Below are 26,190 nucleotides of genomic sequence, written 5' to 3' on the forward strand. Positions count from 1 at the left end.
CTGATCAGGAGCGGCAGGGATGACGGTTGACCCCACAATTACCGACCTCGACCGGATGGGTGAGGCCTACCTCGCCACATACCGCGGGCCACATGGGGGGGCGCCGGATGGCGATGCCACCGACACCGGTCCGCTGGTCACCGCCGCCGCCGAACGCGCGGTGCCACCGGGTCTGATCGCCGCCCAGGAGCGACTCGGGCGGACCAGGCCGGTCGGCGAGACCTTGGTCGCCATCTATCCCGGCGACGATCCGGGCGGGTTCGGGCCCGCGCTACAAATCGTCACCGACCAGGCCACGATGCTGCTGGACTCGGTCACGGTGCTGCTGCATCGGCTCGGCGTCTCCTATGTGGCGCTGATGAACCCGGTGTTCCGGGTGCGTAGGGGGGCCGGCGGCGAACTGCTCGACGTGCAAGTGGTGACCGACCACGCCGATGCGGATGCCCACAGCATCGAGGAATCCTGGATCCACGTGCAGCTGTCGCCGTCGGTCGACCGCAAGGCACTGGCCGAGGCGGAACGGATGCTGCCGATGGTGGTGGCCGACGCCCGGCAGGTGGCACTCGACTCGGGGGCGCTTAGCGCCGCGCTGCACAACCTTGCGCGCGACCTCGACAACGACCAGGGAATACGGTTCGCCGGCCCCGACCGCGAGGACGCCGCCGACCTGCTGCGCTGGCTGGCCGTGGGCAACTTCGTGCTGCTGGGCTGCCAGGACTGCACGGTCAGCGACGGAGTGGCCACCGTCGTGGAATCCAGCCGGCTCGGGGTGGCGCGGTTGCGCACCGAGGTGCTGCCGGAGCTCACCCATCCCGGCGATCTGCTGGTGCTCGCGCAGGCCACAATGCCCAGCTTCCTGCGCTACGGCGCCTACCCGTACATCGTGGTGATCCGCGAGACCACGCCCTCCGGCGGGCAGGGAAGCGACTCGGGGATTGGCACGGTGGACGTCGAGCACCGGTTCGTCGGGCTGTTCACGGCGACGGCCATGAGTGCCAATGTTCTTGATATTCCGTTGATCTCGCGGCGGGTCCGGGAAGTATTGACGCTGTCGAACAGCGACCCGAGCCACCCCGGGCAGCTGATGCTCGACATCATCCAGACCATCCCGCGCTCGGAGTTGTTCTCGCTGAGCGCTCAACAGATGCTCGACACGGCCACCGCCGTGGTGGACCTCGGCGCCCGCCGCCGTGCGCTGCTGTTCTTGCGTGCCGCTGTCCTCGGCCACTTCGTGTCGTGTCTGGTGTACCTGCCTCGCGACCGGTACACCACCGCGGTGCGGCTGGCCATGCAGGACATCCTGGTTCGCGAATTCGGCGGGCAGAGCATCGACTACAACGCGCGGATCAGTGAATCGCCCTGGGCGGTAGTGCATTTCACGGTTCGGTTGCCGGACGGTTCGACTCGCCAGTCGATCGACGTCGGCGAGAGCAACCGAGCCCGGGTCCAGCAGCTGCTCACCGAGGCGCTGCGCACCTGGGGTGACCGGCTGATCGGGTCCGCACGGGCGGGCAAGATCGACCTGGCCATCGCCGAGCACTACGCGGACGCGCTGCCCGAGGAGTTCAAGCAGGCTGTCACCTCGACCGAGGCGATCACTGACATCGGCATCATCGAAGGGCTGCAGGCTGATTCGGTCAAGCTGCAGTTCGAGGAGGGCGACGAGGGCAACGAGGCCTTCCTCACGTGGTACCTCGGCGGTTCTACCGCCTCGCTGAGTCACCTGCTGCCGATGCTGCAGTGCATGGGGGTGCTGGTGCTCGAAGAGCGCCCCTTCACTGTCGTACGCCCGGACGGGCTGAAGGTCTGGATCTACCAGTTCAAGATCCGGCCTGACGCCTCGATGCCCGATGCCGCCACCCAGGAGGAGTGGGAAGCCACCGCGGAGCGGTTCGCCGACGCGGTCACCGCCATCTGGGAGGGCCGCGCCGAGATCGACCGGTTCAACGAACTGGTGCTGCGGGCCGGGCTGACCTGGCGGCAGGTGGCCGTGCTGCGGGCATACGCAAAGTACTTGCGGCAGTCGGCTTTCCCCTACAGCCAGTCCCACATCGAGTCGGTGCTCAACGGGAATCCCGGCACCGCACGTTCGCTGGTCGCGCTCTTCGAGGCGATTTTCGATCCGGACTCGGCGGCCAAAGGACTGGATGCTCTCGCCGCGGCCGACGAGGTGGCCGCCGACATCGACGCGCTGGTGAGCCTGGACACCGACCGGGTGCTGAGGGCATTCGCCACGATGATCCAGGCGACGCTGCGCACCAATTACTTCGTCACCAGCCCGGACTCGGCACACGCCCAGAATGTCTTATCGCTCAAGCTCAATCCGCAACTCATCACCGAATTGCCCTTGCCCAGGCCGAAATTCGAGATCTTCGTATACTCCCCGCGGGTGGAGGGCGTGCATCTGCGATTCGGCCACGTCGCCCGTGGCGGGTTGCGCTGGTCGGACCGGCGTGAGGACTTCCGCACCGAGATCCTGGGTCTGGTCAAGGCGCAGGCCGTCAAGAACGCCGTGATCGTGCCCGTCGGCGCCAAGGGCGGGTTCGTCGTCAAGAAGCCGCCGGCGCCGCGGGGCGACGAGGCTGCCGACCGGGACGCGTTCCGCAACGAGGGAATTGCGTGTTATCGGCTGTTCATCGCCGGGCTACTGGACGTCACCGACAACGTCGACCGGGTCACCGGCGCGATCATCACCCCGCCCGGTGTGGTCCGCCGCGACGGCGACGATGCCTACCTCGTCGTTGCCGCCGACAAGGGCACCGCGACCTTCTCCGACATCGCCAACGACGTCGCCGATTCCTACGGCTTCTGGCTGGGTGACGCGTTCGCCTCGGGCGGGTCGGTGGGCTACGACCACAAGGCCATGGGCATCACCGCCAAAGGCGCCTGGGAATCCGTCAAGCGCCACTTCCGGGAGATGGGGGTGGACACCCAGAGCGAGGACTTCACTGTCGCCGGTGTCGGCGACATGAGTGGCGATGTGTTCGGCAACGGCATGCTGCTGTCCCACCACATCCGCCTGATCGCGGCCTTCGACCACCGGCACATCTTCATCGACCCGAACCCGGTGGCCGAGCGGTCCTGGGCGGAGCGGCGCCGGCTGTTCGACCTGCCGCGCTCCAGCTGGCAGGACTACGACGCCGCACTGATCAGTGAAGGCGGCGGTGTCTTCAGCCGGCAGCAGAAGGCGATTCCGATCAGCCCGCAGATGCGTACCGCGCTCGGCCTGCAGGGCGACGCCGACGAAATGACCCCGCCGGCCTTGATGAAGGCCATCATGCAGGCCCCGGTGGACCTGTGGTTCAACGGCGGCATCGGCACGTACATCAAGGCTGAAGCGGAATCGGATGCCGAAGTCGGCGACCGTGCCAACGACACCATCCGGGTGAACGGAAACCAAGTGCGGGCCAAGGTGATCGGCGAGGGCGGCAACCTCGGCGTCACGTCGCGGGGCCGCATCGAATTCGACCTGTGCGGCGGACGGATCAATACCGACGCCATGGACAACTCCGCCGGCGTCGACTGCTCCGACCACGAGGTCAACATCAAAATCCTGGTCGACTCACTGGTCACCGCGGGCAAGGTCAGCGCCGCCGAGCGCAGCGAGCTGCTGGCCTCGATGACCGACGAGGTGTCGCGGCTGGTGCTGACCGACAACATCGACCAGAACGACCTGATGGGCACCAGCCGGGCCAACGCCGCCCCGATGCTCAACGTGCACGCCCGCCAGATCGCGGAGCTGGAGAGCCGGCGCGGGCTCAATCGCGAGCTGGAGGCGCTGCCGTCCAACAAGGAGATCCGCCGGCGTCAGGAAGTCGGGATCGGGCTCAGTTCACCGGAATTGGCGACCCTGATGGCGCACGTCAAGCTCGCGCTCAAGGACGAGATACTGGCCAGCGACCTGCCTGATCAAGAGGTGTTCGCCGCTCGGCTGCCGCGGTACTTCCCGAGCCAGCTGCGCGACAACTTCACGGCTGACATCCGCACCCATCAGCTGCGCCGGGAAATCGTCACCACGATGCTGGTCAACAACGTCATCGACGTCGGTGGCATCACATTCGCCTACCGCGTCACCGAGGACACCGGTGTCGGGTACGTCGACGCGGTGCGCACCTTCGTGGCCGCTGATGCGATCTTCGGAATCGGCCAGGTGTGGCAACGCATCCGTGACGCTTCCCGTAGCAACCAGCTGCCGGCCAACGTCTCCGACCGGATGACGCTTGATCTGCGCCGCCTGCTGGACCGGGCAGCGCGCTGGCTGCTGAACTACCGCCCGCAACCGCTGGCGGTCGGCGCCGAAATCAACCGGTTCGCCGCAACGCTGGCCGAGCTGACGCCACGGATGCCGGACTGGCTGCGCGGTGATGACAAGGCCATCGTCACCAAGGAGGCCGGCGATTTCGCCGCGCACGGCGCTCCCGCCGATCTGGCGTATACGGTCGCCAGCGGGCTCTATCAGTACAGCCTGCTCGACGTGATCGACATCGCCGACATCGTCGAGCGCGACCCCGCCGAGGTTGCCGACGCCTATTTCGCGCTGATGGACCACCTGAGCACCGACGGGCTGCTGACTGCGGTATCAGGGCTCCCGCGTGACGATCGATGGCATTCACTGGCCCGTTTGGCGATTCGCGACGACATCTACGGCTCCTTGCGTGCGCTGTGTTTCGACGTGCTGGCGGTCGGCGAGCCCAACGAGACCGGCGAGCAGAAGATCGCCGAGTGGGAGCACACCAACGGATCGCGGGTGGAACGGGCCCGTCGCACACTGAGTGAGATCTATGCCGACGACGAACGGGATCTGGCCACGCTTTCGGTGGCGGCGCGCCAGATCCGCAGCATGACAAGGACCAGTGGAACAGGATCAAGTGGCTAACGGCTTCACCACCGGCGTGCGGGTGCGCTGGTCGGATATCGATATGTACCAGCACATCAACCACGCCACGATGGTGACGATCCTCGAAGAGGCGCGGGTGGACTTCCTGCAGGAACCGTTCGCCGACGACATCGCCACCATTGGTTTGCTGATCCACGAGGTGCAGGTGCTCTATAAAGGCCAACTGCGGCTTGCTGATTCACCGCTGCAGGTGACGATGTGGACCAAGCGACTGCGTGCAGTGGACTTCACCATCGGCTACGAGGTGCGTTCACTGCTCGCCGACCCAGACTCGCGGCCATCGGTGATCGCCGAGACGCAGCTGGCCGCGGTGCACATCGAAGAGCAACGGCTGGTTCGGCTTTCGGAGAAGCACCGAGAATATTTGCAACGCTGGCAGCGATGAACCCCGAACGTGGCTTGACGATCGCCGATGCCGACGGGCGCCGCGACCTGGCGGTGTTCGTCGAGCACGCGCTGCGCCTGGACGAGGCCGCAGTGATCCGGCTGCGGACCAGACCCGACGGTCTGATGACGGCCTGGGTAGCCACCGGGCTGGACGTGCTCGCCGGACGCGCCGTGGCCGGCCAGCTCAGGCCCGATGACTTGTCCTGCGGAGCAGACGAATTGGCGCGCGGTCTGCGCGACGCCGACGCCTCGGGGCGCATCGAACTGGGCTATCCGATGGACTCGGCGTGGCGTGGTGGGCTGCCGCCGGACGCCGGCTTCACCCACGTCGACGATGTGCCCGCCGCCGTGCTGACCGATCTGGCGCAGCGTGGTGCCGGCGTGGCCAAGGAGCACAGCAGCGCACATGGGCCACCGGCTTCGCTGCTGGATCAAGATGTGCTGCAGGTGAGTGCGGGCGACGTCGTTGTCGGCGTACCGATGCGGTGTGTCTTCGCCCTGACCGCCATGGGATTCGTGCCCGAGGCGCCGGGGGCCGAGGAGATCGTGCGGGTGCGGTTGTCGCCGACGTGGCTGCGCATCGACGCGCGGTTCGGGTCGGTGTATCGACGGCGCGGGGACCCCGCGCTGATACTGCGTTAGGAGCCCGGATGGCTGAGACCGCGCACGGCAGGTTGTCGTTCTGGAGGACCCCGGCGGCCCGCGTCACCGTCGGTTTGGTCGCGGGGGCCGCCGTGACAGCGGTGTTGTGGAACCGAAACGGGCTGCTGTCATTGCTCGGTGGCTGGACGGCGTTGGCGCTCATCTTCACCGGCTGGACGTGGATATCCTTGTGGCCGTTCGATTCCGATGAGACCGAGGGGCACGCCGCCCAAGAACAACCCTTGCCGTGGGTCGTCTTCTCCCTGGTGCTCGGTGGCGCGGTGGCCAGCCTGATCGGTGTCGGAGTCCTGCTCGGCCGCAGCCAAGAAGCGTCCCAGGGTGTCCCGCACGATTCCGGTGCGGGCTGGATGGCCGTCGGCACTGTCGTGCTGTCCTGGCTGACCATTCACACGCTGTACTCGGTTGTCTACGCCAAACACTATTTCGACCCTCGGCAACCCACGCCGGGCGGGATCGACTTCAACAGCACGGACGACTCGGATCGCCCGTGCTACAAGGACTTTTTCTACGTCGGGTTCGCCGTCGGGATGAGCTTCGCGATCTCCGATACCAACCTGACGTCGACCCGGATGCGGGCCACCGCGCTGGGCCATGGACTGTTGTCGTTCGTGTTCGGGTCGATCATCGTCGCGTCCGTGGTCAACGTCCTGGCCGCGGGCATTTAGTCGGTCGCGATCCAGGCTGCCGCGTCGGGCGCCAACTCGCCACCGACCAACGGTGCGCTGACTGCGAGCAGTTCGCCGTCCGGCAGCGGCAACGCGGTAGTGCCGGTGTTCACCACACACAACACCCCACCGGACACGAACGCCAGCGCGTCGTCCCGCAGCTGTAGCCATTCGACGTCGTACTCGGTGAAGTGAAAGCTGGTGCGGCGCAACTGCAGAATCGTGCGGAAGAAAGCCAGCGTCGAATCAGGATCGGCCAGTTGGCGTTCGACGGTCAGCGCGGACCAGTCCGGCGGCATCGGCAGCCAGGTATCGGGATTAGTCGAGAAGCCGAACGGGGGAGCGTCGCCCGCCCACGGGATCGGGACCCGGCAGCCGTCACGTCCGCGTTCGGTGTGCCCGGAGCGTTCCCACACCGGGTCCTGCAACGCGCCGTCGGGCAGCTCGACATTGGGCAGGCCGAGCTCCTCTCCGTTGTAGAGGAACATCGCACCGGGCAGCGCCAGCATCACCATCGCCATGGCCCGTGCCCGGGCCAGCCCCGTGGCACCGTCGCCGTAACGGCTGACTTCCCGTTCGACGTCGTGATTGGACAAAGTCCACGTCGGGCTGGCATCGGCCAGCGATGCCGCAGCCAACGCGTTCTCGATCGCCTCACGGATGCTGGTGGCCTCGAATTCGGCTCGTACCAAACGGAAGTTGAAACCCATGTGCAGTTCGTCGGGGCGCAGATACTTCGCGAAGTCCTCGTTCTCGAACACCCAGATCTCGCCGATCGTCACTGCGTGGGGGTAATCGTCGAGCACCGAACGAATCCCGCGGTGGATCTCGTGCACACCGTCGTGGTTGAAGCGCGGATCGTCGTCGTCCAAGGTGAGCATCTCGAGGTCGGGGTTCGTCATGTCCGGCAGGCCTGGCGGTTTGGCCATGCCGTGGGCGACGTCGATGCGGAATCCGTCGACACCGCGGTCCAGCCAAAACCGCAGCGTCTTCTCCAGGTCGTCGAATACCTCGGGATTCTCCCAGTTGAGGTCCGGCTGCTCGGCGTCGAACAGGTGCAGGTACCACTGGCCGGGTGAGCCGTCGGCTTCGGTGACCCTGGTCCACGCCGGCCCGCCGAACACCGACACCCAGTTGTTGGGTGGAGCAGCGCCGTCGACACCCAGCCCATCCCGGAAGATGTAGCGCTCACGCGCGGGGCTTCCCGGGTCGGCGGCCAGCGCGGCCTGAAACCAGACGTGCTTAGAGCTGGTGTGGTTGGGCACCAGATCCATCGTGATCCGGATGCCGCGCGCGTGGGCGTCGGCGATGAGCCGCTCGAGGGCCGCCAGCCCGCCGAACAAGGGGTCGACGTCACGCGGGTCGGCTACGTCGTAACCGTGGTCGGCCATCGGCGAAACCATCACCGGGTTGAGCCAGATCGCGTCGATGCCGAGCCGGCTCAGATGGTCGAGATGAGCGACGACGCCATCCAGGTCGCCCACGCCGTCACCGTTGGTGTCGGCGAACGAGCGGGGGTAGACCTGGTAAAAAATCGCGTTCGCCCACCACGGGACGGCAGCTTGGATCATCGGCGTCCTCTAGAAGGCGGAGTTGACCATCGATTGCGCGGCCATCTCCAGATAGGCCAGCAGTTCACGGCGATGCTCGTCGTCGAGCGTTTGGGAGTCGATCGAAGCGACCGCGGTGTGCATGCAACGCAGCCAGGCGTCCCTTTCCAGGAAGCCGATCTGGAACGGTGCATGACGCATCCGCAGCCGGGGGTGGCCGCGCTGCTCGCCGTAGGTTCGCGGGCCGCCCCAGTACTGCTCGAGGAACATCCGCAGGCGCACCTCAGCGTCGTCGAGCTCGTCCGGCGGGTAGAGCGGAAGCAGCACCTCATCCTCTCGAACCAGCTCGTAGAAGCGGGACACGATCTTGCGGAACGTCTCGGCGCCGCCCACCGCGTCGTAGAACGTCTGCGGATCTTCCGTCACTCCACCATTGTGTACGTCGGCCTCCGGCGGAGGTGACGTCACCCGATGTTCACGGATTTGACCTGCGAACACACGACAAATTGTCGTGCGGTTGCGACGGATCCGTGGTGGACTGGTCGACGGAGGACGTATGGCGCAGGGCAAACGGCACCGCGGTCACCGCACCGCGGCGGGATCAATCGGGTCCCTTGCGAGCTCAAGCCTGCACGCCGACCCTCACATACCCGGCCCGGCCGACGGATCAGTGTGGGGACGTCGCCGGGTGCTGTTACTGAATTCGACCTACGAACCGCTGACGGCGCTCCCCATGCGTCGGGCGGTGATCATGCTGCTGTGCGGCAAGGCGGATGTGGTGCACGACGACCCCGCCGGGCCCGTCATCCACTCGGCGACTCGAGCCATCGTGGTCCCGTCGGTAATCCGGTTGCGCAGCTTCGTCCGCGTGCCGTACCGGGCGCGTATTCCGATGACCAGGGCGGCGCTGATGCACCGCGATCGGTTCCGGTGTGCATACTGCGGGGCCAAGGCCGACACCGTCGACCACGTGGTGCCGCGCAGCCGCGGCGGCGAGCATTCGTGGGAGAACTGCGTGGCCGCGTGCGCGGCGTGCAACCACCGAAAGGCCGACAAGCTCCTGAGCGAGCTGGGCTGGACGTTGCGGCTGGTGCCGCTGCCGCCGAAGGGTCAGCACTGGCGGCTGTTGTGCACGATCAAGGAACTCGACCCGGCCTGGGTGCGCTACCTGGGTGAGGGCGCGGCCTGACTGATACGGTTTGCACCGTGAATGTTGCTGTCGTGCACCTGTTGTTCGTGGGCATCCCGTTTGGGCTCGCGGCGCTGTTGGCGCTGCTGATCTTCCCCGGCAGGGGCAAGCACCCTGCGACGTACAAGTTGTCCGAACCTTGGACGCACGCGCCGATCCTGTGGGCGGCCGTCGACGAGGTGGTTCCCAGCGGTGGCCATCACGGTCACGGCGAGGCCGAGGTGAATGTGGGGGGGCAAGCAAGTGGCAAGTGGTGACCACGGGACCGCGGTAGCGACCGTCGACCCGGCCAATCTGCCGTACGGCTACGCGCTGACCTACAGCGGACGCATCTCGGGTGTGACCGAGCCGGGCGAGCTGTCGGTGCACTACCCGTTCCCGATCAGCCAGCTGGTCGAGCTGGACGACGCGCTGAAGTACGGCACCCGCCAGTCCAAAGCCCGCTTCGCGGTGTACATCGGCGACCTGGGCAGCGACACCGCGGCTCGGGCCCGCGAAATCCTGGCCGACGTGCCCACCCCGAACAACGCGGTGCTGGTGGCCGTATCCCCGGATCAGAAGGCCATCGAGGTCGTCTACGGCGCCGATGTGCGGGGCCGCGGCGCAGAGTCGGCAGCCCCGCTCGGGGTATCGGCGGCCGCGTCGGCGTTCCAGGAGGGCAACCTCATCGACGGCCTGGTCAGCGCGATTCGGGTGCTGTCGGCGGGCATTTCCCGGCCGTAGTCACGGCGACATCGTCAAGAGCTCGGCGCGGATCTGCACGTAACGCTCCAGGAAGCCGCGTTCGTCAAGGCGTTTGCGGCGCAGCCAACCGGTCACTTCGTCATTGCACTTGCTGGCATTGCACACCGCGCACGCCGGCACCACGTTGTCCATGGTGTACCTGCCGCCACGCGATATCGCCATCACGCAGTCACGCTGCAGTGGCTTCCCCGTCACTCCGCAGTAGGCGCAGCCGTTCCACGCCGCTTTGAGTGCGCCCCACTGCGCCTCGGTGAGGTCGTTGACCACCGCTTTGACGCGCCGGGTGCGCCTGCGTGCCGCCCGTGCCCTGCGACTGTTGCTGGCCGCCATGGCGTGAGCGTAGGCGGCAGACGCTAGCCGGCGTCGAAGGCGCGCGCCTTGAGTGAACGCTCGGTACCGGCCCGGCCCTCGAGCACCAGCCGGCGCAGCGCCGAGGGCAGCTCCCCGCCGAGGAACGTATCCGCGGCGCTCAGCGCCTCCTCGCTGATGTCCCAGGACGGGTACAGCCCGACGACCACCGTCTGCGCCACCTCGCTGGAGCGCCGCTCCCACACCCCGGCAATCGCCGCGAAGTACCGCTCGGTGAACGGTTGCAGCAGAGCGTTCTGCCCGGCAGGTGCGAAGCCGCCGATGATCGCCCGCGCGGTGATATTGGCCAGGGTGTCGTCCTCGATGACCTGCTTCCACGCCGACTCTTTGACCGCCAACTGGGGGCGGGCCGCCGACGCGGCTGCCGCGTGCCGGCGACCGGCCGCGGTCGGATCATTCGCGGCCTCGGCGTCGAGGAACGGCGTCTCTGGGCTGTCGCCGTCGAGGTCACCGGCCGCCGCCAGCGCGGTGACGATCCGCCACCGCAGGTCGGTATCGATGACCAGACCCGGCAGGTTCACCTCGGCGGGCTCGTTGTCCAGCAGCGTCGCCAGCACCGCGACGTGGTTGAGCTGCAGCACCGACGTGCACAGTGCGTTGACGAACGCGAGCTGATGATCCGAGCCCGGAGCCGACTCGCGCGCCAGGTCCAGCAGGCGGTCGGCGAAGGCGGGCCAGCCGTTGGCGCAGGCCCATGCCGGGTCGGCGTAGGAGTTCAGCGCGGTCTGCGCCTGCAGCAGCAGACGCTGGGCCACCCCGACCTCGGTCTCGGCCTGTACGCCGCTCATCACCAGCGCGACGAAGTCGCGGGCCTTCAGCTCGGCGTCGCGGGTCATCTCCCACGCCGCCGACCACACCAGCGTGCGGGGCAGTGGCTCCTCGATGTCGGCGATACGGGCGATCGCGACGCGCAGTGACTCCGGGTCCAACCGCATCGAGCAGTAGGTGAGGTCGTCGTCATTGACCAGGATCAACTTGCCCCGCGAAACGCCTTGCAGCGCAGGAACATCGGTGAGCGGACCGGAGATGTCGAGCTCCTCGCGGTGCACCCTCACCAGCTTGCCCGTCGTCGGGTCGCTGTCGTAGATGCCGACCGCGAGGCGGTGCACCCTGGTTTCGCCGGCGCCGGGGGCCGCACCGCCCTGGGCGATCGCGAATCGGGTGAAGCGGCCGTCGGCGTCGACGTCGAAATCGGCGCGCAGCGTGTTCAACCCGGTGGTCTTGAGCCACTGCCGTCCCCAGTCGGACAGGTCGCGGCCCGAGGCCTTCTCCAGCGCACCTAACAGGTCGTCGAACGTCGCATTGTCGAAGGCGTGCGCGGCGAAGTAGTCGCGCAGGCCGGCCAGGAAGTGCTCCAGCCCGACGTAGGCGACTAGCTGCTTGAGCACGCTGGCGCCCTTGGCGTAAGTGATGCCGTCGAAGTTGACCTCGACGGCGTGCAGGTCAGGGATGTCGGCGGCGACCGGGTGGGTCGACGGCAGCTGGTCCTGACGGTAGGCCCAGGACTTCTCCACATTGGCGAACGTGGTCCATGCCTGGTCGTACTCGGTGGCCTCGGCCTGGCACAGCACCGACGCGAACGTCGCGAACGACTCGTTGAGCCACAGGTCGTCCCACCACGTCATCGTCACCAGGTCGCCGAACCACATGTGGGCCATCTCGTGCAGCACCGTCTCGGCCCGGCGCTCATAGCTGTAGCGGGTGACCTTGGAGCGGAAGACGTAGTCCTCCAGGAAGGTCACCGCGCCGGCGTTTTCCATTGCGCCGGCGTTGAATTCGGGCACGAACAACTGGTCGTACTTGCCGAACGCGTACGGCACCCCGAAGTTCTGGTGATAGAAGCCAAAGCCCTGCTTGGTCTCGGTGAACAGCCGCTCGGCGTCCATGAACTCCGCAAGCGACGACCGGCAGAACAGGCCCAGCGGGATCTCGCCGTGCTCGTCGGCGTACACGTCGTCCCACCGTGCGTATGGTCCGGCGATCAGGGCCACCAGGTAGGTGCTCATCCGCGGGGTGGTCGCGAAGGTGTGGACTTTGGTGTTGCCGTCCTCGTCTGCGGAAACCGTCGCGCCGTTGGAGATCACCTGCCAATGCGACGGCGCGGTGACCGTGACGTCGAACGTCGCCTTGAGGTCGGGCTGGTCGAAACAGGCGAACATCCGCTTGGCGTCTGCAGTTTCGAACTGTGAGTACAGATAGACCTCGCCGTCGACGGGATCGACGAAGCGGTGAAGGCCCTCACCGGTGTTGGAGTACAGGCAGTCGGCATCGACCACGAGGGTGTTGGTCGTGGCCAGCCCGCGCAGCGGGATGCCGGTCGACTCGTCGTACTCCGACACGTCGATCTGCTCGCCGTTGAGCACGGCGCTGTGCACGGTGCCGGCGGCCAGATCGATGGTGGTCTCGGCACCGGGCAGCGCCTCGAATTCGACGGTGGTGGTCGACCGAAACGTCTTCTCGCCCGTCGTGAGGTCGAGGACGATCCGGTAATTGCCGACGGTGACCAGAGCGGCGCGCTCGATGGCCTCGTCACGGGTCAGGTTGGGAAGTGCCACGTTGCTCAACACTAGCCACATCCCGACGCCGTGTCCGATGAAGGTAAACGCGGGTCACCGCAGCGGTTTGTACATCCTCGGTGCCAAACATCGCTAAAGCGGGAACAGTGTCCTGTCGGCATGAGTTGAGATGAACGTCTGCGTCAGTCGCTGGGAGGAGCCCCCATGTCCGAGAAGGCCAAAGCCGGTTTCTGGTTCGACCCGCTGTGCCCGTGGTGTTGGATCACCTCGCGTTGGATTCTCGAGGTCGAGAAAGTTCGCGATATCGAGGTCGACTTCCGGGTGATGAGCCTGGCCGTCCTCAACGAAGGACGCGACTTGCCCGAGCAGTATCAGGAAGCGATGAAGAAGGCGTGGGGTCCGGTCCGCGTCGCGATCGCCGCCGAGCAGGCCAAAGGTCGCGAAATCCTCTCGCCGCTGTACACCGCGATGGGCACCAAGATCCACAACCAGGGCATCAAGGATTTCGATGTCGTCATCTCCGAGTCGCTGGCCGAGGTGGGCTTGCCCGCCGAACTCGCCGAGGCGGCCACCAGTGACACGTACGACGATGCGCTGCGCAAGAGTCATCACGAGGGCATGGATGCCGTCGGTGACGACGTCGGCACCCCCACCATCCACATCAACGGTGTCGCGTTCTTCGGCCCGGTGCTGTCGCGCATTCCGCGCGGTGAAGAGGCCGGCAAGTTGTGGGACGCCTCGGTGACGTTCGCGTCGTACCCGCACTTCTGGGAGCTGAAGCGGAGTCGTACCGAAGCCCCAGAGTTCGACTGACTTTTACTCTCCGGTTGCGCGCCGGCTCGTCACGTACAACCTTTAGTCCATGACAGTGGCTGACCCGGCTGAGCCGAGCGTGCAAACCGACGGCACTTACCGCAACAAGTTGGTGGCCGTCGAACCTGGTGGCAATGAGTTCATCGCCCACGAGGACCGGCACGGTAAGCCGAGTCAGCTGTTCTGGACGTGGACGTCGCCCAACCTCGAATTCGCGACGGTGTTCGTCGGCGTGCTCGCGGTAGCCGTCTACGGGATGACGTTCTGGCAAGCCGTGGCCGGCATCGTGATCGGTACCGGTCTGGGCGCGATCGCCCACTTCTTCCTGTCCGCCCGCGGCCCGCTGCACGGGGTGCCGCAGATGGTGCTGGGTCGGATGGCATTCGGCTTCAAGGGCAACGCGTTCCCGTCGGTGCTGATGTCGGTGACCGCCGGTGTCGGGTGGTTCGCCACCAACAGCGTCAGCGGCGCGTTCGCACTGGCCACCCTGTTCCACATCGGCCCGCTGCCCGCGCTGGTCATCATCGTGCTGATCCAGACCGCGTTCGCGTTCTTCGGGCACAACCTGGTCCAGGCCTTTGAGCGTTGGTCCTTTCCGGTGCTCGCGGTGATCTTCGCGGTCGCCTCGGTGGTGATCCTGTCCAAGTCGCACTTCGGCGCGCCGGCGGTCGACGGCGGTGTCGGCGGCCTAGGTGGCTTCCTGCTGACCGTCGGCACCGCGTTCGGCTATGCCGCAGGCTGGACGCCATACGCCGCCGACTACACCCGGTACCTGCCGGCCACCGTGTCCACCTGGCGCACCGGCCTGTTCGCATCGGCGGGCCTGTTCCTGTCGTGCGTGGTGCTCGAGATCGTCGGTGCGGCCTCGGTGACCATCGGCCCCGCGCTGTCCGACAACCCCACCGAGGCGTTCACCAGCGAGCTGGCCTCGCCGTTGGCCAAGGCCACGCTGCTGGCCATCGCGGTGGGTGCTATCGCGGCTAACGCCATCAACATCTATTCCGGGGCAATGGCTTTCGTGACCATCGGGGTCAAGCTTCCGCACCACATCGCCCGTGCCCTGGTTACCGTGTTCTTCGGCGTCGCCGGTTTCGCGATCGCGTGGTGGGCCCTGGCCGACGCGGCCGCCAGCTACGAGGCCTTCCTGCTGATCATCGCCTACTGGATCGGTCCGTGGCTTGGCGTGGTGTTCGCCGATCAGTACCTGCGCCGGGGCCAGTCGATCGCCGGGTTCCTGTACGACCGCACCTACGCCAACTGGGGAGGGTTCGCGTCGTTCGCCATCGGGCTGGTTGTCTCGGTGCTGCTGTTCTCCAACCAGGAGAAGTTCGTCGGGTATATCGCGAGGGCCCTGCCGCAGCTGGGCGACGTCACGTTCTTCGTGGGCTTTCTGATCGCCGGCGCGAGTTATCTTGTGCTATGCCGATCGAAGATCGCCGCCGAACGAACCGCGGTATGACTCCGCTGGAAATGCTCGAGGTCGCGTACGAGGAGGCTCGAAAGGGCTTGGCGGAAGGTGGAATTCCGATCGGTGCCGCGCTGTTCAGCGCCGACGGGGTGCTGCTGGGCAGCGGGCACAACCGCCGGGTGCAGCAGGGCGACCCGTCGCTGCACGCCGAGACCGACGCCTTCCGTGCGGCGGGCCGTCAGCGCGATTACCGCTCGACGATCATGGTCACCACGCTCTCACCGTGCTGGTACTGCAGTGGGCTCGTGCGCCAGTTCAACATCGGCGCGGTGCTGATCGGCGAGAGCAAAACCTTCACCGGTGGCCATGATTGGCTGGCCGAGCACGGCGTCGACGTGACGCTGCTGGACGACGAACGCTGCGTGGCGATGATGACGGATTTCATCGCCGAGAACCCCGCACTGTGGAACGAAGATATCGGAGTGGCCGACACGTGATTACAGGAGTCGACATCTCCCGCTGGCACGCAGGGGGAGCGCAGGCCGACGCCGTCGCGGCCGAACTCGACGAGGGCTTGCAGCAGTCCGGCTTCATCCTCGTCACCGGGCACGGCATCGATCCCGAACTGGCTGCCCGGGTGCGCGCAGCGTCACGAAAGTTCTTCAGCCTGCCCGACGACGTCAAGCGGCGGTACTCGGTGGCCGTCGGTGGCCACGGCTGGATCGCGCCCGGCGCAGAGGCCAACGCCTACGCCGAGGGCACCGAGACGCCGCCCGACCTCAAGGAGAGCTACAGCCTGGGCGCCGAGACCGCCGTCGGCGACCCTGAGGTCGACCGAATCTGGTTCGCGCCCAACGTCTGGCCGGCCGAGGTGGCCGAACTGCAGACGTTGGTCAACGAGTACACCGCCGCCATGCGCCGGCTGGCCGATGACTTGCTGGCGCTGATGTCGCACGCACTCGGGCTGCCGGAGAACCCGTTCGTCGCGCTGGCTGACCGGCCGACCTGGACGATGAACATCAACCACTACCCTCCGGTCAGTGTCGTCGGTGAGCCCGAGCCCGGACAGTTCCGGATCGGGCCGCACACCGACTTCGGCACCGTGACGATCCTGGATCGTGAGCCCGGAGCCGGTGGGCTGCAAGTCTTTTCCGAGGTCGGCGGCTGGGAGGATGCGCCCTACGACCCCGCCGCGCTGACCATCAACATCGGCGATCTGCTCGAGTACTGGAGTGGGCGGCGCTGGCCGTCGGGCCGGCACCGGGTGCTGCCCCCGCAACCGCACGCCCCCGAAGAGGACCTGATCTCGCTGATCTATTTCTACGAGGCCAACCATGACGCGCTGGTCACTCCGCTGGGGCCGCCCATCGGCCGGGTCGAGGGTCTGGCGCCGGTGACGTCGTCAGCCTTCATCAAGGAACGCCTCGACGCCATCACCGTGGGCTAGCGTCTCGCTCGGGACGTCGTCGAGCTCGGCAATCACGCTGTCGCTCAACGTGATCGACCCGGCGGCGGCGTTCTCCTCCAGGTGCCCGACCGATCCGGTGCCCGGGATGAGCAGGGTGGTGGGCGAATGGGCGAGCAGCCATGCCAGGCCGACCTGAGCGGGCGTCGCGCCCATTTCTTCGGCCACCCGGATCACCACCGCGTTGCAGGCAACCTTGGGGAAGCCGGGGAACGATGACCCGAGCGGGAAATACGGGACCCACGCGATGTCGTGGGAGGCGCAGAATTCGAGGCTGTCCTCATGGCCCCGATTGAGCAGGCTGTAGGCGTTCTGGACGCAGACGATCCCGGCCGGCGCCGCGCGCTGCACCGTCTCCAGTGACACGTTGCTGATGCCGATCGCGCCGATCTTGCCCTCGTCGCGCAGCGCGATCATCTCCGCGAGTTGGTCGTCTAGGTCGACGATCTGGTCCCCTTCGGCGACCAGCCCGGGGCCGATATCGGCGCGGCGCAGGTTGACCACCGCGATCCGGTCGGTGCCCAGCTCGGCGAGATCGAGTTCCACGGCCGCGCGGAGCTCGGCCGGCTTCTGCGCCAAGGCGAGTGGGATCTGGCCGCCCGAGACGTGGCGCGCGCCGACCTTGCTCACGATCAGCAGGTCGTCGGGGTAGGGCGCCAGCGCCCGCCGGATGCGGCGGTTGACCTCACCGCCGCCGTAGAACGACGCGGTATCGATGTGATTGATCCCAAGCTCGACGGCGCGGCGCAGCAGCGTCGTCGCGTCGTCGGCCGTCGCGACGTGCTCGATACCCATGGCGCCATAGCCGACGCGGGCCACTGGATGCTTGCCGATGCGGCCGATGCCACCGGGTGTTGGTGTGGCGCTCATGGCACTCCTGTCATGTCATAATCGGCGATACGGAGGAACCTCCGCTTAATCGAACATAGCAAAACGGAGGAGCCTCCGCTATGGCGGAACGGGTGCGGGCCGATGCCCTGCGCAACCGCGAGCGACTGCTCGAGGCCGCCACCGCGGCGTTCGCGTCCGGCGATGACCAGGTCACACTGGAGGCGATCGCCCGCGACGCGGGGGTGGGCATCGGCACGCTATATCGCCATTTCCCCAGCCGGGAGGCCCTCACCGAGGCGGTGTACCGCACCGAATTGGCCGAGGTCGCGGCCTCGGCCGCGCAGCTGGCCGAGCAGCACTCGCCGGCGATCGCCCTGCGTCGGTGGATGGACCGCTACGCCGAATTCGTCGCCGCCAAGCGGGGTATGGCCGAGTCGCTGCGGGTGATGCTGGAATCCGGTGCCGTGGTGCGGTCGGACACCCGAGCCAGCATCGTCGGGGCCGTGGACCTGCTACTGAAGGCGGGTGCGGCCGATGGCAGCCTGCGCGCTGACGTGCAGGCCGACGACGTGGTGTCCAGCCTGTTGGGGATCTTCTTGACGAGTGGATCAAGCGAGCAGGCCCAGCGAATGCTGGACCTTCTCGCGGCTGGGGTAGCGGCCCGTTAGGGTTACCGCCATGCGTGTCTACCTCGGCTCAGACCATGCCGGATACGAACTCAAACAAGCCATCATCGAGCACCTCACCAAAGGTGGCCACGAGCCGATCGACTGCGGCGCGTACACCTACGACGCCGAGGACGACTACCCGGCCTTCTGCATCGCCGCGGCCACCAAGACCCTGGCCGACCCCGACAGCCTCGGCATCGTGATCGGCGGCTCCGGCAACGGCGAGCAGATCGCCGCCAACAAGGTGCCCGGCATCCGCTGCGCGCTGGCGTGGAGCGTGGAGACCGCATCGCTGGCCCGCGAGCACAACAACGCTCAGGTGATCGGGATCGGCGGCCGCATGCACACGACAGAGGAGGCGCTGACCTTCGTCGATGCCTTCCTCAACACTCCGTGGTCGAAAGCCGAACGCCACCAACGGCGTATCGACATCCTCGACGAGTACGAGCGCACCCACGTGCCGCCGCCGGTGCCCGGCGCCCCGGCCTGAGCCGTGCCGGAAGGCCACACTCTTCATCGGCTGGCTCGGCTGCATCAGCGGCGCTTCGCCGGCGCGCCGGTGGCGGTGTCGAGCCCGCAGGGCCGGTTCACCGACGCGGCGATCCTCAACGGCCGGCTCTTCACCCGCGCCTCGGTCTGGGGCAAGCACCTGTTCCACCACTACGACGGCGGCCCGATCGTGCACATCCACCTCGGGCTGTACGGCACGTTCACCGAGGCGCCCGTCCCGATGCCGCTGCCCGTCGGGCAGGTGCGGATGCGCGTCGTTGGCGCCGAGTACGGCACCGACCTGCGCGGCCCGACGGCCTGTGACGTGCTCGACGAAGCGCAGGTGTCGGCGATCGTGGCTCGGCTGGGTCCAGACCCGCTGCGCAAGGATGCCGACCCGTCACTGCCGTGGGCGCGAATCTCCAAGTCCCGCAAGCCTATCGGCGCGCTGCTGATGGACCAGAGTGTGATCGCCGGGGTAGGCAACGTGTACCGCAGCGAGCTGCTGTTCCGTCACCACATCGACCCGTACCGGCTGGGCCGCGACGTCAGTGAGATCGAATTCGCCGACGCCTGGACCGATCTGGTCGCGCTGATGAAGATCGGTGTGCGCAAGGGCAAGATCGTGGTGGTGGCGCCCGAGTACGACCACGGCGCACCGTCGTACGCGCCGAACCGCCCGCGCACCTATGTCTACCGGCGCGCCGGCGAGCCGTGCCGGGTGTGCAGCACCCCGATTCTCACCGCCGTCATGGAGGGCCGCAACGTGTTCTGGTGCCCCACCTGCCAGGTGTGAGCACGCTCAGGAATCGGAAACACCGCGCCCACTTACTTGCCCAAGGCTTTTGTGCCGCACCCGCCGGGGCTGACATAGTCGGCAGTCATCGGCAATGTGGTCGCGGGCGCAGAGATCGACGCCTCCGCCAAGATTGAGGCGCTCAGTGTGCCCTAGGAAGTTGATTAGCGGTCACGCTAACGGCGGTATGCGCCTGCCCCTCAGAGTGTTGCCGCTAGTCGACGAACTGCAGTGGAAAGTTACGCGGCGCCAGTGCAACGTGTTTCATGTCGACGGCCGTCGCATTGGTGTGGTCGCACCGCGCTGGTGGAGTTTTGCGTTCACCGGCCCTTTGGAATGGCTGAAGAACGACCTGTTCGGTTTTGACGGTGGGCGGCCCTGCGTAGTCGGGGGAGGAGGTGGTGTGCGGTGTCGGTGAAGGTTCGATGGCCGGTTTCGACTGCGCGTAGATAGTCCGTGAGAGTTGCATCGAGCCACCTCAACGCCCTCACGGTTGAACCTGCCCGCTGCAAAATTGTCGGCGACCCGTCAAACAGCTTGTGGTAAAGGATATCTCGTCAATTACCGGTAACCCGCCGTATTCGATTCCGCCGTATTCCTCTGACGTGGAGCTTGGTTCGGGGGATGACGGTAGGGGACAGGCTCTACCGGCCGGCAGTGCTGCAGCTCTCGTCCTGTTCCGTGGTGATTTACGACGTGCTCGGGGCGACGTACGCTCAGACGCGGCGGATCGCGGCGGCGATCTGTAGTTGGGATCGGTAGCGGCCTGGCCCTTGTGTACTTGCTACGACGACGCCGTTCGGAGCGGCGGTGCATAGAAAGAACATCACCATGAAGACCCATCGGACTATAACTGCGGCACTGCTAGCGGGCGCCGTCGTTGCAGCAGCAGGATCGGGGCTGGGTGCGGGTATCGCTCAGGCCAGCTCCGGAGACTTACGTTGGTGCCCAGGGGACCCTCCGCCGAAGGCACTACAGCAGATGCCAGACGGCAGCACGATAGTGATTGCCGTCAACCCAGCTTGGGACACGAATGTCTGCCACGACTACGTCATGAGAGAAGGCCAGGTTGGGGAAGGACTCTCTTGTCCGCTGCCCCAATTCCAGTGGGCCCAGTGTCCACCAGGCAGGACCCCTGCCGCGCTCATACCGCTCGTGCCCAATAGATAGTCAATTCAGGCTTTTGCGGACGCCGGCCAGGTGGTCATCGCGTTCCTACATCTCGCCAATGGCAATGCAGGCCAGCGGTTTTGCTCCGCGGGCGTGGTTGCGGCTGTCCGGCCTCAGTCTTGTTGTCATCGGCGAGCTGGGACGATGCCAACTCAACTGAGACGCTGGCTCCGACGATCGTCTCAGTGATGTCGGCATTTCCGCGGCGGTTGGCGTACTGGAACAGCAGGTACGGCAGAATCTTTGCAGAGATGGCCTCTCCGGCTGTCAGTTTGTGTAGTCCCGTCACGGTCTGACGCTAGGGACGCGAGGGCTGGCCAGCCCCACCGCAAATGACTGATACCAAACGTGACCTGCCTCCAAGAGTTGTGACGGGACACTGTTGGCCGTTTTGAGGGGGTCGAGGCGCCGGTGATGTCGGCGGGCCGTCGCCGTGAAATGAGGAAGGGTTCGCCGAGTGGTTGGGTTCTGGCGGGAACCACAGGAGACAACCTAGCGTGGGCCGCGGTGAGGCAGCTTGGGCGGCGGCCCGGCGCGCCTCTGTCCACCAGCATGGGCCGAGTTTCTTTGCGCCGGGCCGCATGAAGGTTCGCACTTCAACCGGTGCAGTGGCCGTCCGCCGGCTGCGTCGAAGGCGCGGTGAGTTGAACACCCGACTAAAAGAAGCCCAGTCGCGAAGCGTTGTAACAGTGTGAAAAATCCGGCGCTGCATGACCAATCATCGAGCGACAATCCGGTGGCGCCTGGGGTGAGATCTTTGCCACCGACCTGCTGGATACGTGATGCTGAAAATCGTTGGGCTGGAGGAGCATTTCGTTACGGCTCCCATCCTCGCCGGGTGGGAGGCCTGTACCCCCGGTGGCAAGATCCCTCTTTGGCGGCCTCGCGGGACGGGCCGAGTGGGCATCGACTGGCTGATCTCGGCGCGGACCGGTACGCAACCTCTCCGACGTCGAACTCATCACCGCCGACTACGTCACCTATTCGTGCAGCAGACCCGACTGTTGTTGGGATCGGTAGCGACTTGCATGGTTTGTACTTGCCGCCAACGACGCCAACCGAGGCGGCGCGACGTAAGGCGACACAACGTGGCTGCGACCCTGAACGAGATCATCGCTCGGATGCTGGTGTTTGGAGGCCTAAGTCTCGTTGGCGCTGGGCTCCTGTTGCTTATCCACCCCGCGCCTTGGAAAATGCCGACAATTCGCTGTGGACGACCGCCGGTCGGGCCGCCCAATTGCGTTAGATTCCAATTATTTTGGCGGCTTCGAGCGCTGTCTTCGGGATCGGTGGTGCGGGTCTGCGGCAAAGGGTGTTCGATAGCGGCCCGACAGTTTAAGGTGTGGTTCAAGACGACCGGGAATCGTCACGAAGTGGGGGTCGGGTCATGAGTCGCAAGAAAGCCGCAGACCGTGCCAAGGAAACCAAAGTCAGGACTAGCTGGCTCAGCGCCGGCGCGGTCACCCTCGGTGTCGGCGCAGCATTGGCCAGCGGATCGCCAGTAGCGCACGCAGATACCCCACACAGCGGGGCCTCCACGCCCTCAACCAGCGTCGGCCACGACACGGGCCCCGCCACCGGCGCCCAGACGGGCTATGCCTATCGCACGCATCCGCGCGTGGGGACGAGCGCCAAGCCGCAGACTGGCGTAACGATCCGTAGGGCGAGTTCCCTCGGGTCCACGGCGACTACTGGAACCGGTTCGGCCGCAGCGGTTGTCACGCCGACGCTGAAGACAAGCCCGTTGACGAACCCCAGCCCGCTCGTGCCGGACCAACCCCCGCTGGTGTCGGCGCTAGCACTCGTGCGGCGCGAAATCGGATACACGCTGTTCAACAAGCCGCCCACGGTGAGGCCAGAGGAAGTCAGCGAAAGCGCTACTGGAGTGATCATTGGTGACCTCCACGTCACCGACGCGACCGGCGCGCCAGTGACTTATACCGTGACCCAACGCCCGACCGAGGGCACCGTCGTGGTCAACCCGGACGGCAGTTACACCTATACCCCTAACCCCGACGCGAATGCCGCCGGCGCGGCTTCCGACCAATTCTCGGTCAGGGTCAACGACGGCGCCGCCGAGCGCCTTCCCGGAGTCGCCGGGCTGATTCAAAGTGCGTTCCACTCTGTCGCCCGCTGGATTGGCCTGGCGGGCGCGGACAGCAGTATCGTCGTCGTCCCGATCTCGCAACTTCCCGTCACTGTCGACCCCACTGTCACCAAGATCATCGCCGTCGGCAAGGGTCCGAACGGGGAAGCGTTGAGTCCCAATGGCAGTACTCTCTACGTCGCCAACGCCACCAGTAACACCGTGTCGGTGATCAACACCGCCACCGGCACCGTCACCAAGACCATCAACGTCGGGCAGGAACCCCTTGCAACAGCGGTCAGCCCCAACGGCGCCACGGTCTACGTCGCGAACGACAATAGCAATACGGTGTCGGTGATCAATACCGCCACCGGCACCGTCACCAAGACCATCACCGTCGGCAACAAACCCAGCGAGGTGGCGCTCAGCCCCAACGGCAGCACCCTCTACGTCGGCAACACCTACAGTGGCACGGTCTCGGTGATTAATACCGCAACCAACACCGTCACCAAGACCATCACCGTCGGCGCGAGCCCGGCAGGCATGGCGATCAGCCCCAACGGCGGCACCGTCTACGTCGCCAACTCCAATGGCGGCACGGTCTCGGTCATCAACACCGCAACCAACACCGTCACGGAGACCATCACCGTTGCCGACCCCCTCGGCGTGGCAGTCAGCCCCAACGGCAAGTACATCTACGTCACCAATTACGACAACGGCGACACCGTGTCGGTGATCAGCGCCGCGACCAATACCATCACCGCCACCATTCCCCTCAACGGCAACGCCGCGTTCCTGGTCGCGGTCAGCCCCGACAGCAGCACCATCTATGTCACCAGCCTGTATGGCAACGACACGATTTCGATGATCAACGCCGCAACCAACACTGTCACCACCACCATCCCCGTCGGGGTGCTTCCCTACGAGGCGGCGATCAGCCCCGACGGAAGCACCGTCTACGTCACCAACGCCACCAGCAACACCGTGTCGGTGATCTCGGTCTTCTAGACCAAGGGCAACGTCAGCCCGGAACGCTGGCCTTGACAGCCGCGTCCTGCCTCTGGACATCCCGGGGCGACTCATTGTTCGCGTGCTACTAATAATAGGAATAATCCATTGGGAGACGGACGATCTCGCGTTTTGCTTGACATAAGGTCTGCTATCGGTAAGCGCTTGCTGCGAACCAGATGGCCATATTGCAGGCGACCCAATCTGATTCGAAATCGCTAGTCATTCGGTTGCGCGGCGGTTCCCATGATTGATGACGCCGCGAAGAGGTTGCGGCGTTCTTGAATAGGGCAAGCGGTGCCGCCAAATTGCCAAAGGACCAGCACCGCAGTCGATCGTGCTGCGTGCCGATGTTGGCCCTGTTAACGCGAACGATGTTCCTTAATAATCGATTTCAACACGAAGACAGCTGCTCATCTCTCATTGGGTCCTAGCGCCGGCGATTGGTTCGGCGTTGGTGCCAGCACGTGATGGTGATGGGCCGACGCACCGGGGTTCAGCTCGGGACCGCCGCGCGACTCAATGGTTGCGAGCCGCGGGAGCAACCGTGGGCTTCGTTGACGACGAGATGCCCACCTAAAGAGGCCCCCGCCGATCTGCTGGCTCACGCCAGTCACAACCGCATAGGGCGGACTTGTCGCACGAGCGGGACAATCGTGGGGTGGAACTGATTCTCGTGGTCGTCGGCGCCATCGTTGTCGCGGCGTTGGCCAACCGGCGTGGCCTCGAACCCGCCTTGATGATCGTCGTCGTCGGCATCGGGGCGTCGTTCCTGCCGGGATTCACCGCACCTGAACTCGACTCGCATGTCCTGTTGACCGTGGTGTTACCGCCGCTGCTGTACTCCGCGGCGCTGGATTTCTCGTTCCCCACGTTCATGCGCAACATCAGGCCGATCCTCGGCCTCGGGGTGGGTTTGGTGGTGGTCACCGCCATCGCTGTCGCGGCGGTTTCCGCGTGGCTGTCGGTGGTGCCACTGGCCTTCGGCACCGCACTGATCCTCGGTGCCATCGTCGCGCCACCTGATGCCGTCACCGCCGTCGCCGTCGGTCGCAAACTAGGTCTGCCCAAGCGGGTGATGGCGATCCTGACCGGCGAAAGCCTGATCAACGACGCCGCGGCACTCGCGCTGTTCTCCATCGCGGTCGCGCAGGTCGCCGGCACCCACACCTTCATCGAGAACCCGCTGCTGCTGTTCGGCTACAGCGCGATCCTCGGACCGGCGGTCGGCGTCGCGCTCGGCTACGTGACGCTCTGGATCCGTAACCGGCTGAACAATGCGAGCCTGGAGACCATCCAGGGTTTGGTGGTGCCGTTCGCCGCATACATCGCCGCGGAGCGGTTCCACGCATCGGGAGTACTGGCGGTGGTGGCCGCCGGGTTTGTCGTCGGCACCGGAACGCTGAGCGCCGGCTATCAGACCCGACTGCAGGAACGCTACGTGTGGCACTCCGTCGACGTGCTGCTGGAAGCGTTCGTGTTCGCCTACATCGGTCTGCATCTGAGATTCGTCCTGGAAGACCTGCGCGAGGCTCACGAGTCCCTGCTGGAAGTCGGGGTCGCCTCGGCGGTGGTGTTGGTGATCGTGCTGGCGATCCGGCCACTGGCGATATTTGTGATGTTCGGTCGCGGCGTCCTGTTCCGGCACGTCGACCGCACACTGAGCGTGCCCAAGCCCGAAAGTGGCGGCCGGGGAGCACTCGGCGTCCGGCAACGACGTCCAAAAGGCAAGTGGCGAGCCATGATCGACCACACGTCGTTGACGTGGCAGGAAAACGTGGTGGTGTCCTGGACGGGCATGCGCGGTGTGGTGACGCTGGCCGCCGCGGCCGGTATCCCGCTGACCACGGCCAGCGGCGAGCCATTCCCCGAACGCGCCACCATCCAGGCGATCGCCTTCGTCGTGGCAGTCGGCACGTTGCTGCTGCAGGGGTGGACCCTGCCGCCGCTGATTCGCCGGTTGAAGCTGTCGTCGCAGGAGGATGACCGCGCGTACGACAGGGAGGAAACGTTCAAAGCCGAGGGCACCGTCCACAATGCGGCCGACGAGGTCCTTGCCTACTTCGAGGCCAACCCACCGAACGGGCTCGAACCGCAGGTGCTGCACGACATCCGCAACTGGATCGCGCGGCACTCCAAGGACGCCGACGAGATGCCGGATCCCGACGAGCATGACCTGCGGGCGGAAGTGTTCTCGACGCTGTATCGGGAGGTACTGGCGGCCCAGCGCGCCGCGCTGATCCGGGAACGCGACTCCGGCCGTATCGACGACGAGGCCGTACGCGCCATGCTCGGGCGTCTCGATCTACAGGAGGCCAGTGTGACGGCCCGGATGGACAGCCGGCTTTAGTTCCCGGGTCGCTTCGCTCCTGCCTGCCGGATCTCTAGAAGTCGCCGAACCCGCCGCCGAAATCGCCGCCGCCGAAATCGCCGCCGCCGAAGTCGCCGCCGCCCCAGCCGCCGCTGTCACCGAGGC

21 protein-coding genes are annotated in these 26,190 nt (G+C 66.1%); 16 read left to right on the forward strand and 5 right to left on the reverse strand.

Annotation, left to right across the window (positions count from 1 at the left end):
* The first annotated feature begins 19 nt into the window (after positions 1-19).
* From CG716_RS25255 to CG716_RS25270, 4 genes are read left to right on the forward strand one after another with little or no spacing between them, the layout of a single operon-like run.
* Positions 20-4,876, forward strand: a complete 4,857-nt coding sequence (locus CG716_RS25255) for an NAD-glutamate dehydrogenase (RefSeq protein ID WP_094483876.1) — start codon at positions 20-22, stop codon at positions 4,874-4,876.
* On the forward strand, positions 4,869-5,282 hold the full coding sequence (locus tag CG716_RS25260) for an acyl-CoA thioesterase (RefSeq protein WP_094483877.1): 414 nt from the start codon (positions 4,869-4,871) through the stop codon (positions 5,280-5,282). The genes CG716_RS25255 and CG716_RS25260 overlap by 8 nt, the downstream gene beginning before the upstream one ends.
* Positions 5,279-5,926 (forward strand): DUF8185 domain-containing protein, encoded by a 648-nt coding sequence (locus tag CG716_RS25265; RefSeq protein ID WP_094483878.1) that lies wholly within the window; start codon positions 5,279-5,281, stop codon positions 5,924-5,926. The genes CG716_RS25260 and CG716_RS25265 overlap by 4 nt, the downstream gene beginning before the upstream one ends.
* A gap of 8 nt (positions 5,927-5,934) precedes the next feature.
* Positions 5,935-6,612, forward strand: a complete 678-nt coding sequence (locus CG716_RS25270) for a DUF1345 domain-containing protein (RefSeq protein ID WP_094483879.1) — start codon at positions 5,935-5,937, stop codon at positions 6,610-6,612.
* On the opposite strand, the gene CG716_RS25275 is transcribed toward CG716_RS25270, so the two are convergent.
* Positions 6,609-8,183 carry a glycoside hydrolase family 13 protein gene (locus CG716_RS25275; protein WP_094483880.1) on the reverse strand — a complete coding sequence of 525 codons (1,575 nt, stop codon included), beginning with the start codon at positions 8,181-8,183 and terminating at the stop codon, positions 6,609-6,611. The two genes, CG716_RS25270 and CG716_RS25275, sit on opposite strands and share 4 nt — an antisense overlap.
* Before the next feature lie 9 nt (positions 8,184-8,192).
* A complete protein-coding gene (locus CG716_RS25280; protein WP_094483881.1) occupies positions 8,193-8,588 on the reverse strand; it encodes a globin in 396 nt (131 codons plus the stop codon).
* A 130-nt stretch (positions 8,589-8,718) separates the two neighbouring features.
* Here CG716_RS25280 and CG716_RS25285 point away from each other — a divergent pair, with 130 nt between their 5' ends.
* The 3 genes from CG716_RS25285 to CG716_RS25295 are packed head-to-tail and all read left to right on the forward strand — an operon-like array spanning position 8,719 to position 10,074.
* Positions 8,719-9,351 carry an HNH endonuclease gene (locus CG716_RS25285; protein ID WP_094483882.1) on the forward strand — a complete coding sequence of 211 codons (633 nt, stop codon included), beginning with the start codon at positions 8,719-8,721 and terminating at the stop codon, positions 9,349-9,351.
* Positions 9,352-9,368: 17 nt separating this feature from the next.
* Positions 9,369-9,608: an aa3-type cytochrome oxidase subunit CtaJ gene (gene ctaJ, locus CG716_RS25290; RefSeq protein WP_094483883.1), complete on the forward strand. Its 240-nt coding sequence runs from the start codon at positions 9,369-9,371 to the stop codon at positions 9,606-9,608.
* Positions 9,595-10,074 carry a DUF5130 domain-containing protein gene (locus tag CG716_RS25295; protein WP_094483884.1) on the forward strand — a complete coding sequence of 160 codons (480 nt, stop codon included), beginning with the start codon at positions 9,595-9,597 and terminating at the stop codon, positions 10,072-10,074. Before ctaJ ends, CG716_RS25295 begins: the two co-directional genes overlap by 14 nt.
* Here the strand turns inward: CG716_RS25295 and CG716_RS25300 are convergent, their stop codons facing one another.
* Both CG716_RS25300 and pepN read right to left on the reverse strand, forming a co-directional pair.
* Entirely contained in the window at positions 10,075-10,425 is a 351-nt protein-coding gene (locus CG716_RS25300) for an HNH endonuclease (protein ID WP_094483885.1), read from the reverse strand.
* Positions 10,426-10,448: 23 nt separating this feature from the next.
* Complete coding sequence (gene pepN / locus CG716_RS25305) at positions 10,449-13,019, reverse strand: aminopeptidase N (protein ID WP_094483902.1); 2,571 nt, start codon at positions 13,017-13,019, stop codon at positions 10,449-10,451.
* Positions 13,020-13,184: 165 nt separating this feature from the next.
* Here pepN and CG716_RS25310 point away from each other — a divergent pair, with 165 nt between their 5' ends.
* The 4 genes from CG716_RS25310 to CG716_RS25325 are packed head-to-tail and all read left to right on the forward strand — an operon-like array spanning position 13,185 to position 16,648.
* Positions 13,185-13,793 carry a mycothiol-dependent nitroreductase Rv2466c family protein gene (locus tag CG716_RS25310; RefSeq protein ID WP_094483886.1) on the forward strand — a complete coding sequence of 203 codons (609 nt, stop codon included), beginning with the start codon at positions 13,185-13,187 and terminating at the stop codon, positions 13,791-13,793.
* Between the two features lie 49 nt (positions 13,794-13,842).
* A complete protein-coding gene (locus CG716_RS25315) occupies positions 13,843-15,252 on the forward strand; it encodes a purine-cytosine permease family protein (protein ID WP_094483887.1) in 1,410 nt (469 codons plus the stop codon).
* On the forward strand, positions 15,249-15,698 hold the full coding sequence (locus CG716_RS25320; RefSeq protein ID WP_094483888.1) for a nucleoside deaminase: 450 nt from the start codon (positions 15,249-15,251) through the stop codon (positions 15,696-15,698). Before CG716_RS25315 ends, CG716_RS25320 begins: the two co-directional genes overlap by 4 nt.
* The gene (locus CG716_RS25325) at positions 15,695-16,648 is read left to right on the forward strand and encodes an isopenicillin N synthase family dioxygenase (protein ID WP_094483889.1); all 954 of its coding nucleotides are present in this window, start codon (positions 15,695-15,697) and stop codon (positions 16,646-16,648) included. Before CG716_RS25320 ends, CG716_RS25325 begins: the two co-directional genes overlap by 4 nt.
* Here the strand turns inward: CG716_RS25325 and CG716_RS25330 are convergent.
* Positions 16,604-17,536, reverse strand: a complete 933-nt coding sequence (locus CG716_RS25330; protein ID WP_094483890.1) for an aldo/keto reductase — start codon at positions 17,534-17,536, stop codon at positions 16,604-16,606. The two genes, CG716_RS25325 and CG716_RS25330, sit on opposite strands and share 45 nt — an antisense overlap.
* An 80-nt stretch (positions 17,537-17,616) precedes the next feature.
* Here CG716_RS25330 and CG716_RS25335 point away from each other — a divergent pair, with 80 nt between their 5' ends.
* The 5 genes from CG716_RS25335 to CG716_RS25360 all read left to right on the forward strand — a co-directional run bounded on the left by CG716_RS25335 (position 17,617) and on the right by CG716_RS25360 (position 26,064).
* Positions 17,617-18,165 carry a TetR/AcrR family transcriptional regulator gene (locus CG716_RS25335; RefSeq protein ID WP_094483891.1) on the forward strand — a complete coding sequence of 183 codons (549 nt, stop codon included), beginning with the start codon at positions 17,617-17,619 and terminating at the stop codon, positions 18,163-18,165.
* A 10-nt stretch (positions 18,166-18,175) separates the two neighbouring features.
* Complete coding sequence (locus tag CG716_RS25340; RefSeq protein WP_094483892.1) at positions 18,176-18,655, forward strand: ribose-5-phosphate isomerase; 480 nt, start codon at positions 18,176-18,178, stop codon at positions 18,653-18,655.
* Positions 18,656-18,658: 3 nt separating this feature from the next.
* Positions 18,659-19,450: an Fpg/Nei family DNA glycosylase gene (locus tag CG716_RS25345; protein WP_094483893.1), complete on the forward strand. Its 792-nt coding sequence runs from the start codon at positions 18,659-18,661 to the stop codon at positions 19,448-19,450.
* Positions 19,451-22,007: 2,557 nt separating this feature from the next.
* The gene (locus CG716_RS25355) at positions 22,008-23,714 is read left to right on the forward strand and encodes a YVTN family beta-propeller repeat protein (RefSeq protein WP_094483895.1); all 1,707 of its coding nucleotides are present in this window, start codon (positions 22,008-22,010) and stop codon (positions 23,712-23,714) included.
* Positions 23,715-24,375: 661 nt separating this feature from the next.
* Positions 24,376-26,064: a cation:proton antiporter gene (locus tag CG716_RS25360; protein WP_094483896.1), complete on the forward strand. Its 1,689-nt coding sequence runs from the start codon at positions 24,376-24,378 to the stop codon at positions 26,062-26,064.
* The last annotated feature ends 126 nt before the right edge of the window (positions 26,065-26,190 follow it).

The organism is Mycolicibacterium sphagni, assembly GCF_002250655.1.
Classification (GTDB): domain Bacteria; phylum Actinomycetota; class Actinomycetes; order Mycobacteriales; family Mycobacteriaceae; genus Mycobacterium; species Mycobacterium sphagni.